The sequence below is a fragment of the Streptomyces shaanxiensis genome, assembly GCF_039537145.1.
GTDB lineage: Bacteria > Actinomycetota > Actinomycetes > Streptomycetales > Streptomycetaceae > Streptomyces > Streptomyces shaanxiensis.
Genome location: NZ_BAAAZY010000018.1, coordinates 32102 through 42843 on the forward strand (window position 1 = coordinate 32102; position 10742 = coordinate 42843).

General features: G+C 72.2%; 1 protein-coding gene. It reads right to left on the reverse strand.

The window, feature by feature from the left end; genetic code table 11:
* Nucleotides 1-28: 28 nt before the first annotated feature.
* Nucleotides 29-10742: amino acid adenylation domain-containing protein (locus ABD932_RS30340; protein ID WP_345017456.1), on the reverse strand; the 10714-nt coding region annotated here is incomplete at its 5' end.

Consider the following 10742-nt stretch of genomic DNA (forward strand, 5'->3'; position numbering starts at 1 on the left):
CGAGGCCCCGTCGGACAGTTCGAGGCGCTCAGACACCGTACGCACCCGCATCGTCCCCGCCCTGCTCCCGCCGTACCGCCTCGTCGATGGCGCGCTGCCACAGGCCCGCCGTGCGGGTCCGCTCGGTCCAGGTCGTGGCGATCACGTGCCGGACCAGTTCCCGGCCCGCCACCGCGTTCGTCAGCAGCACCGCGCCGACGCCCGAGTGCAGCCGCAGCCCGGTCATGGCCTGATAGCCGTACGCCTGACCGCCGTGGCCGAACTCCAGGTCGCCCGAGGAGTCGTCGACGATGGTGCTCCAGCCGTACATACGGCCCGACCTGGGCGTCAGCATCTCCCGTACGAGGTCCTGCTCGACAAGGGCGCCCGGCAGCCCCAGCCGGCAGCGCCGGACCTGGACGGCCAGCGCGGCGAGGTCGGCCGCGGTGCTCCACAGACCGCCGGCCGCGGCCTCCGGGTTGACGTAGTAGCCGTCGGGCACCGGTGCCCCGCTCGTGTCGTGGCCGTGCGCGAACTCGCGTCCGGACAGGTCGGGCAAGCGCGGCTCGAAGCCGCTGCCGGTCATCCCGAGCGGGTCGAACACCAGCCGCCGGACCAGGTCCGGATAGGCCTCCCCGGTCAGGTCGGTCATCGTCTGCTGAAGGACCGAGTAGTGCACCGGCGTCAGCCGGAACACCGCGCCGGGCGCGTCCTGCCGGTGCGCCGCCGGGGTGCGGGCGGGGGCCCGCCCGTTCAGCACGTCGAGCACCGTCGGCACCGGGTCGTGCCGGCGGTAGCCCTCCGTCAGGTCGGGGTGCTCGGCGAAGCCGGCCTGGTTGCCCAGCAGCAGCCGAGCGGTGACCGGACGGCCGTCGGGCACCCGCCAGGAGGTCAGGTACTCATTGACGTCCCGGTCGAGGTCGAGCAGCCCCTCGGACGCCAGCCGCAGCACGGTGAAGGCGGTGAGGTGCTTGCTGATCGACCCCGCCGCGAACAGCGTGTCGCCCGTGACCGGTACGGCCTGGCCCGTGCCCTGGACCCCGAAGGCGCGCACCTCGGCGACCTCGCCGTCCCGGACGAGGGCCAGGCTCGCGCCCGGGATGCGGTGCCGCGCCATCACCTCCTCGACGGCGTCCCGGACACCCGCCGTGGCGGGGGCGGCACTGCGCCGGGGGCGCCGCGCTCCGTCGCGCAGCAGAGTGCCGAGTTCGGCCGCCTGCTCCTCGGCCAGCTTCCGGACGGTCGACTCCTCGTGGACGGCGGTGCGATGGGTCCAGCGCAGGTACAGCCGGTCGCCGTGGACGCGGGCGTCGACGTCCAGGAGCAGGCCGTCGGGCAGTTCCGTGTCCTGTACGACGGCATGTGCCGGTACGAAGGGCTGCTCCGCGTCCCCGACCTCCGGGGCGGGCGTGAAGCCGAACCGGACCTGCGGCGCCGGCAGGGCCGCCAGTTCCTCCGCGACGTCCGGGTCGGGGGCCAGCCACCGCAGCAGGCCGTGGCCGTAGCGGGGTGCGGGCAGAGCCTTCAACTGCCGGGTCACCGACGTCAGATCGGCCGCCGGGCCACGGTCGCGCGGCAGACGCAGCGACACCGGGACGCCGTCCGTCAGCGGGCCGACGGTCCGGGCCAGGGCGGCGGCCTCGTCGGACGCCTCCCGACGTGGGTCGACGGTGACCTCGACGCCGATCCGGTCCGCGCCGGCCCAGCGGGCCAGCACCCGGCCGAGCGTGGACAGCAGGATCCGCTCCGGCCGCTCGTCGGCCAGCAGGGCGGCGGTCTCGGCCGGCGCCAGGGACACGGTGACGGTGTTGTCGGCGTCGCGCGTCACATCGTCGGCCTTGTGGTCGGCCTCGTTGTCGACCTCGTGGTCGACGGGCAGCGGCGCGGCGTCCGGCGTCCCCAGCCAGGCCTCGGCCTGGTCGAGCAGGTCCTCGCTCCGGGCCCGCTCGGCGAGCTGCCGTGCCCAGCCGTGCAGCGGGACGGGCACCTCCGGCAGCTGTACGGCCCGCCCACGGTCGAGCTGTCGTACGGCGGTCGCGAGGTCGGTGAGGACGACGGCCCAGGAGCTCTCGTCCAGGGCGAGTTCATGCCCCGACAGCCACAGTTCGTCGTCCGGGGCGTCGTCGAAGCGGACCAGGGTGGCACGCAGGGCGGCACCCGTGCGCGCGTCGATCTCCGCCGCGCTCTCGGCGACGGCCGCCCGGACCGCCTCCGCACGCCGTTCGGCGGGCACGTCGGCGAGGTCGGCGACGCGCAGCAGGGCGCCGTCGGCGATCTCCGTCTCGGCGAGCCGGGCGACGGCCGGTGAGGCGTCGGTGTCGGTGTCGGTGTCGGTGACGGTGTCAGTGACGGTGTCGAGCACCAACCGCAGCGCCTGGTGGTGTCGGACCACGGCCGCCAACGCCTGCCGAAGTACGGCGGCGTCGGCCCGCCCGTCCCACGGCACCCGCACCGTACGTGTACCGGCCGCGTACCCGTCGAGCCACTTGACGTGCCCCGGCAGCAGCGGCATCCCGTCCTCGGGGAACCGGGCGTCGTCCGCCTCGGCCGCCGCCATCAGCGCCGCGAGGTCACCGAGGCTGCGCGCCTGAAGGATCATCCACATCGCCACCGGCAGCCCGGCCTCCCTGCACTCCGCCAGCATCCGCACGGCCCGCAGGGAGTCGCCGCCCAGGTCGAAGAAGCCGTCCTCGACACCGACGTCGTCCACACCGAGGAGCTCGCACCAGATGGCGGCGAGCCGCTTCTCGACAGGCGTGCGCGGGGCGGTACGAGGGCCACCGCCGGCGTAGGTGGTCCGGTCGGGGGCGGGCAGGGCGCGGTGGTCGACCTTGCCGCTGTTGGTCAGCGGGATCGCGTCGAGCGTGAGGTACGCCGCCGGGACCATGTACTCCGGCAGCGTGCCGCCGAGATGCCCACGGAGGTCGGCCGGGGCCGCCGCACCGACGAGGTACGCCACCAGGGTCTTGTCCCCGGCCTGGTCCTCGCGCACGGTGACCACGGCGTCGGTGACGTCGGGGTGCTCGCGCAGGCGTGCCTCGATCTCGCCGAGTTCGATGCGGTAGCCGCGGACCTTCACCTGGCTGTCGATCCGTCCCAGGCACTCGAAGGTGCCGTCGGGCAGGCGGCGGGCCAGGTCGCCGGTGCGGTACAGGCGGGAACCGGCGGGGCCGTAGGGGTTCGGGAGGAACTTCTCGGCGGTGAGCTCAGGCCGCTGGTGGTAGCCGTGAGCGAGACCGTCACCGGCGATGCACAGCTCACCCGTGATCCCGACCGGGACCGGGCGCCCCTGCGCATCCAGCACGTACAGCTGCGTGTTGGCGAGCGGACCGCCGATCGAGACACCGTCCACCGAGTTCGGTATGTCCCAGGCGGAGGACCAGATGGTGGTCTCGGTCGGGCCGTACACGTTCACCAACCGGCCTACACGCGAACCGAGTTCACGAGCCAGCTCCCCGTTCAGGGATTCACCGCCGACCAGGCCGGTGACGGCACGGTCGTCGAACCCGGCGGCCAGCAGGAGGCGCCAGCCCGAGGGGGTCGCCTGCACATGGGTCACGCCGTGGGCTGCCGTGAGCGCCATGAGCGCGGTGGCGTCCTTGGCCTCGGTGTCCCCGGCCAGGACGACACGGCCACCGCTGATCAGCGGCAGGTGCAGCTCCAGCCCCGAGATGTCGAACGAGATCGACGTCGATGCCAGCCACACGCCCGCGTGGTCGGCGGCGAGCTGATCACGCAGGGAGGCCAGCAGGTTGTGCAGCGCGCGGTGGCTGATGACCACACCCTTGGGCCGACCGGTCGAGCCGGACGTGTACAGGACGTAGGCCGCCTGCTCCGGATCGACGAGGGACGTGTCGAAGACGGCGGGCAGACGGTCGAGGTCCACACCCGCGAGGTAGTCATCGGTGACCACCAGCGTCGCCCCCGCGTCCTCGGCCATATAGGCGGCACGCTCACCCGGCAACGCAGGGTCGATCGGCAGATAAGCCGCCCCCACCTTCCACACCGCCAGCATGCTCACCAGCACATCCGGCGTCCGGTGCAGGGCCAGACCCACAACACCGCCCGGCACCACACCACCCGCACCCCGCAGATGATGCGCCAGCCGGTTCGACCGCTCCTCCAACTCGCCGTATGTCAGCCGCTGTTCACCACTGACGACAGCAACCTCGCCAGCCCGAGCTCGAACCTGCCCGGCGAACAACTCCAGCGCGCTGACGCTGCTCCACTCGGTCGCGGGGGGCGCCGCAAGAGCGGCGGCCAGTTCCTCGGCCGGGAGGTGCGCTTCGCCCGCCGTACCGGCCGGGTCGGCGGCCATCGCCTCCAGGACCTGTCGGTACAGGGCCGCCAGGCGCCGCAGGTTCGCCCCGCTGATCGTCTCTCCGGAGGCGATCAGGGCGATGTGCCGCGGGGAGGCGGCCACGTTGAGGGCGAACTCGTTCGCGCCGTCGTTCAGGCCGGCGGCGATGTCGACCGCCGACGTGTCGACCTGGTGGAAGTCCAGGTACTCGAAGAGGACGGAGACCAGACGCCGGGCGTCGCCGGTGTCGCGCTGGATGGCGGGCAGGGGGTAGCGGCGGTGGGCCCAGATGTCGGTCTCCTGGGCGTGAACCCGCTCCACCAGTTCCCGCCAGGTGCCCGCGGAGGGCCGAGTCGCAGGGAAGGGCAGCGTGTTGAGGTGCATGCCCAGGACCCGGTCGGAGCCCGGCGCCTCCAGGCGGCCGTGGAAGACGACGCCGGTGTGGAAGTCGTCCTCCGCCGTCAGCGCCGACAGCGCCTTCAGGTGCGCGGCCAACAGGACGGTCTTCAGCGATGCGTTGGCCTGCCGGGCCAGGGCGAGGAGCCCGTCGGCCAGGTCGGCGAACGGGATCGACTCCTCGTACGTGTCCGGCGCGCTCGCCCGGGCGTCCGCCCAGCTCTCCGGAAGGGAGACGGGGGCGTGGCGCTCCACGACGTCCTGCCAGAAGGCACGGTCCTCGTCGCCGTCCAGCGAGGCGAGCTCGGCGGCGACGAAGTCCGCGTACCGGACGGCGGGTGCCTCGTACCCGGGGGCCTCCTCGCCGTCCCGCAGGCGGCGGTAGCACTCCACGATCTCCATGAGGAGCGTGTGGTAGCTCCACCCGTCCGCGATGGCGTGGACGTACGTGAAGGTGATCCGCCAGGCCTCGTCCGACTCCACATGCACGGCGACCCGCAGGGCGGGCCCCCCGGCCAGTTCGAAGCCGGTCGCCTGCTCCTCGGCCGCGAACGCCCGCAGCGCCGCGTGCTGTTCCGACGTGCTCACGCCCCGCAGGTCGTGCACCGTCACCGGTACGGCGGCGGTGCCGTGGACCAGCTGGAGCGGCCGGGAGTATCCGGTGAGGTGGAGCGTGGTGCGCAGCGTGTCGTGCCGCTGGGTGATGTGGTCGACGGCCGCGCGGAACTCGTTCGGCGAGAAGGGCTGATCGTCGGGGATCCGGAAGGAGTTGATGTTCTGGTACGCCGACCTGCCCTGCTCCTGCGCGGCCAGCATCTCCACCAGCATGCCGGTCTGGATCTGGGACAGCGGGTATGCGTCCACGACGTCCGCCGGGAGCGCGGCGCGGTCCGCCTCACCGAGCAGCTCGAAGGGCTCCACCGCGTTGAGCAGGGACGCCTGTGCGGCACCGGTGAGGTGGGTGGCCAGCGCGGCGATGGTGCGGTGCTCGAACACCGCGCGTACGTCGACGTCGTAGCCGGCGGCGCGCAGGGCGCCGACCAGGCGGACGGCCCTGATGGAGTCACCGCCGAGGTCGAAGAAGCTGTCCTCGACACCGACCTCGTCCTGTTCCAGGACGGTCGCCCAGATCGCCGCCAGCCGCTCCTCGGACGGCGTGCGCGGAGCCGTACGACGACCGCCCGCATACGCGGTCTGGTCCGGGGCAGGCAACGCCCGATGGTCGACCTTGCCGCTGTTGGTCAACGGGATCGCCTCGACGGTCACGTAGGCCGCCGGGACCATGTACTCGGGCAGCCCTCGGAGAAGGTGCTCCCGCAGGGAGGCCAGGTCCGGCTCCCCCACGACGTACGCCACCAAGGTCTTGTCCCCGGCCTGGTCCTCACGCGCCACGACCACCGCGTTCTCGACGCCCGGGACCTGACGCAACACGGCCTCGATCTCACCGAGTTCGATGCGGTAGCCGCGCACCTTCACCTGACTGTCGATCCGGCCCAGGCACTCGAAGGTGCCGTCGGACAGACGACGGGCCAGGTCACCCGTGCGGTACAGACGGGAACCGGCGGGACCGTACGGGTTCGGCGCGAACTTCTCGGCGGTCAGGGCAGGTCGGGCGTGGTAGCCGTGCGCCAGACCGTCACCGGCGATGCACAGCTCACCCGTGACGCCGTCCGGCACTGGTCCGCCCTTCGAATCCAGCACGTACAGCTGCGTGTTGGCGAGCGGGTCGCCGATGGAGACGCCGCCGTCGAGGGCAGTCGGGACATCCCAGAAGGACGACCAGATCGTGGTCTCCGTCGGGCCGTACACGTTCACCAACCGGCTTACGTGCAAGCCGAGTTCACCTGCCATCTCGGCGTTGATGGGTTCACCACCCGTCAACGCCACTACCGACCGGTCAGCGAACCCCGCCGCCAACAGCAGCCGCCAGCCGGACGGGGTCGCCTGCATGTGCGTCACCCCATGAGCTGCCGTGAGCGCGATCAGCGCCGTGGCGTCCTTCGCCTCGGAGTCACCGGCCAGGACGACACGCCCGCCGGTGATGAGCGGCAGGTGCAGCTCCAGCCCCGAGATGTCGAACGAGATCGACGTCGACGCCAACCACACATCACCAGGGCCCGAACCCAGCCGCTCCCGCAGCGAGGCCAACAGGTTGTGGAGCGCGCGATGGCTGATGACCACACCCTTCGGCCGACCGGTCGAACCGGACGTGTACAGGACGTAAGCCGCCTGCTCCGCATCCACCGAACCCGTCTCGAAGACGGCGGGCAGCCCATCGAGGTCCACACCTGCGAGGTAGTCATCCGTGACCACCAACACGGCCCCGGCATCCTCAGCCATGTACGCGGCACGCTCACCCGGCAACGCAGGGTCGATCGGCAGATACGCCGCCCCCACCTTCCACACCGCCAGCATGCTCACCAGCACATCCGGCGTCCGGCTCAACGACAGCCCGACGACACCGCCCCGCACCACACCACCCGCACCCCGCAGATGATGCGCCAGCCGACTCGACCGCTCCTCCAACTCCCCATACGTCACGGCCTGTTCACCACACACGACCGCTACCTCGTCGGCCCGGGCCGTCACCTGCGACGCGAACAACTCCAGCGCACTGGAGTCGTCCCACGCGGTGACGTCCGCCGCCGCCTCCGGCTCCCCGTCGGGCAGGCAGACAGCCCTGGCATCCCCGTCAGGATCGCCGGCCATCGCCTCCAGCACCCGCCGGTACATCGATCCCAGCCGCCGCAGGTTCTCCCGGCTGATCACTTCCGTCGTCGACCCGAGGTTGAAGTTGCCCTTGGTCGGGATGACGTTCATCGCGAACTCGTTGATGCCGTCGTTGAGGCCCTGGGCGGTGTCCACCTTGTCGGTGTCGACGTGGTGGAAGTCGAGGTACTCGAAGAGCACCGAGATGAGGTGCCGGGCGTTGCCGGCGTCCCGCTGGACGGCGGGGAGGGGGTAGCGGCGGTGGGACCAGATCTCGGTCTCCTGGGCGTAGACCCGCTCCACCCATTCCCGCCAGGTGCCCGAGGAGGGCCGGACGGCCGGGAAGGGGAGTGTGTTCAGGTGCATGCCGAGCACCCGGTCCGCGCCGGGGGCCTCCAGACGGCCGTGGTAGACGACCCCCGCGTGGAAGGCCTCGTCCGGCGTCAGTGCCGACAGGACCTTCAGGTGTGCCGCCAACAGCACGCTCTTCAGCGAGGTGCCGGCCGTCCGCGCCAGCTCACGCAGAGGGCCCTCCAGATCCGCGAACGGGACCTGGAGACCGTGCCGTTCCTCGGCGCTGCCCTCCGGGTCGCCCCACGTCTCCGGCAGCCGGAAGGACGCGTGTCCGTCCGTCACTCCGCGCCAGAAGGCCCGGTCCTCCCCGCTCGCCACCGATGCGGACTCGGCCGCGATGAAGTCCGCGTACCGGACGGCAGGCGCCTCGTAGTCCGGCACCTCGCCACCGTCCCGCAGGCGTCGATAGCACTCGACGATCTCCATCATCAGGGCGTTGTAGCTCCAGCCCTCGGAAACCGCGTGGTGGTAAGTGAAGTTGAGCCGCCAGGCGTCGTCGGCCTCCAGGAGGGCCGAGATGTTCATCAGCGGGGCGGTCGTCAGGTCGAAGACGACGGCGTGCTCCTGGGCCACGTACTCGGCCTTGTGCCGCTCCTGCTCCGCCGCGTCCAGGCCGCGCAGGTCGCGCAGGGTGACGGGGAAGTCGGCGGTGGCGTGGACGAGCTGGAGCGGCTGGGAGTAGCCGGACAGGTGCATCGACGTGCGCAGGATGTCGTGGCGGGCGACGACCGTGTCGACCGCCTTCTGGAGCGCGTCGAGCGAGAACGGCCTGTCGTCGCGGATCCGGAAGGAGTTGAGATTGTGGTAGACGGCCCGTCCGTCGGGGCCGGCTGCCATGGTCTCGGCGAGCATGCCGGTCTGGATCTGCGACAGCGGGTAGGCGTCCACCACGTCCGCGGGCAGCAGCGCCCGGTCCTCGTCCGCGGTCAGCGCGAACGGCGCCACGGCGGTGACCAGGGAGGTGCCCCCGCCCTGTCCCGCCAGGTGCGTGCCGAGCCCGGCGACGGTGCGGTGCTCGAAGACGTCCTGGACGGACACGTCGAACCCGGCCGCGCGCAGCGCCCCGGCCAGGCGCACGGCGCGCAGTGAGTCGCCGCCCAGGTCGAAGAAGCCGTCCTCCACGCTGACCCGGTCCAGGCCGAGAACCTCGCCCCAGACGGCGGCGAGCCGTTCCTCGACGGGGGTGCGCGGGGCGACGTAGCGACCGGTGTCGAAGGCGTCGCGGTCCGGTGCGGGCAGCGCCCGGTAGTCGATCTTGCCGTTGGCCATGAGCGGAACGGCGTCCAGCGTGACGAAGGCGGCCGGGATCATGTAGTCGGGCAGGGTGGCGGCCAGGTGCTCGCGCAGGAGGCCGGAGTCGAGGCCGCCGCCGGGACCGGAGGCTCCGTCCTCCTGCCCGGCCGGGACGACGTACGCCGCGAGGGACTTCTCCCCCGCCCGGTCCGCACGGGCGACGACCACCGTGTCGGCGATGCCGGGGTGCTCACGCAACGCGGCCTCGATCTCGCCGAGTTCGATGCGATAGCCGCGTACCTTCACCTGGCTGTCGATACGGCCGAGGAACTCCAGCCGTCCGTCGGGCAGTCGCAGGCCCAGGTCGCCGGTGCGGTAGAGACGCGTGCCGGGCGGGCCGTACGGGTCGGGTACGAACCGTTCGGCGGTCAGCGCGGGGCGGCCGAGGTAGCCGCGGGCCAGGCCGGGGCCGCCGACGTACAGCTCACCGGGCACACCGACCGGGACGAGGCGTCCATGGCTGTCGAGGAGGTGGACGCGCAGGTCGGTGAGGTGGTGTCCGAGGACGCTGCGCGCCGGGTGCCGGAAGTCGTCGGCGTCCACGCGGTGGAAGGTGCAGTGCACGGTGATCTCGGTCGGGCCGTACAGGTTGACGAGCATCGGCTCGTCGAGGCCCAACCGGTCGACCCAGGGCCGGAGTTCGGCCGGGTCGAGGCGTTCGCCGCCGAAGACCACGGCCCGCAGGGCGAGCCGGTCGACGCGCTCGTCGCCGTCGGCGGCCAGCGCGGCGAGCGGCCGGAACGCCGACGGGATCCGGCACACGACGGTCACCCGCTGCTCCACCAGCAGGTCGAGGAACTCCTCGGGCGACCGGCCGACCTCCGTGGGCACGATCACGACACGGCCGCCGTGCAGCAGGGCGCCCCACATCTCCCACACGGAGAAGTCGAAGGCGTACGAGTGCGACTGCGTGCACACGTCGTCGCTGCTGAAGCGCATCTGCTCGGCGATGGCCGTGAACATGCGCAGCACGTTGGCGTGGCTCAGCCCGACGCCCTTCGGCCGGCCCGTGGAACCGGAGGTGTAGATGACGTACATCAGGTCGTCCGGCGTACCGGCGACGGCGGGCGCGGTGGCCGGTCGGGCCGCGAGGGCGGCCCGGTCCGTGTCGCCGTCCAAGAGCACCACGGGACCGTCGTGGATCCCGGCGAAGGTGGCGACGTGCCGGGTCCGGGTGATCAGCAGGGGCGCCCCCGCGTCGTCGAGGACGTACGCGAGCCGGTCGACGGGGTTCGTCGGGTCGAGCGGCAGATACGCGGCACCCGACTTGAGCACACCGAGCAGCGTCGGTACGAGGTCGATGTCCCGCTCCAGCGAGACGCCGACGAGGGTGCCGGGGCCGGCGCCGAGGCCGATCAGGTGGTGGGCGAGCCGGTTGGCCCGCTCGTCCAGTTCGGCGTAGGTCAGGTGCTGGTCGCCGCAGGTCACGGCGGCCGCGTGGGGCGTCGCGGCGACGTGCGCGGCGAAGACGTCCGGCACCCGGTGGTGCACCGGCTGCTCGACGGTGGTGTTCCAGTCGACGAGCAGGCGGGTCAGCTCCTCCTCGGGGAGGCACGGATCGCCGGCGTCCCCCTGCGGGTCGGCGGCCATGGCCTCCAGGACCCGCCGGTACCGGGCCGCCAGGCGCCGCAGGACGTCCCGGCCGAAGACGTGCGTCCCGGCGCCGAGCGTGATCCGCCCGCCGGACGCCACCACGCTGAGCTCGAACTCG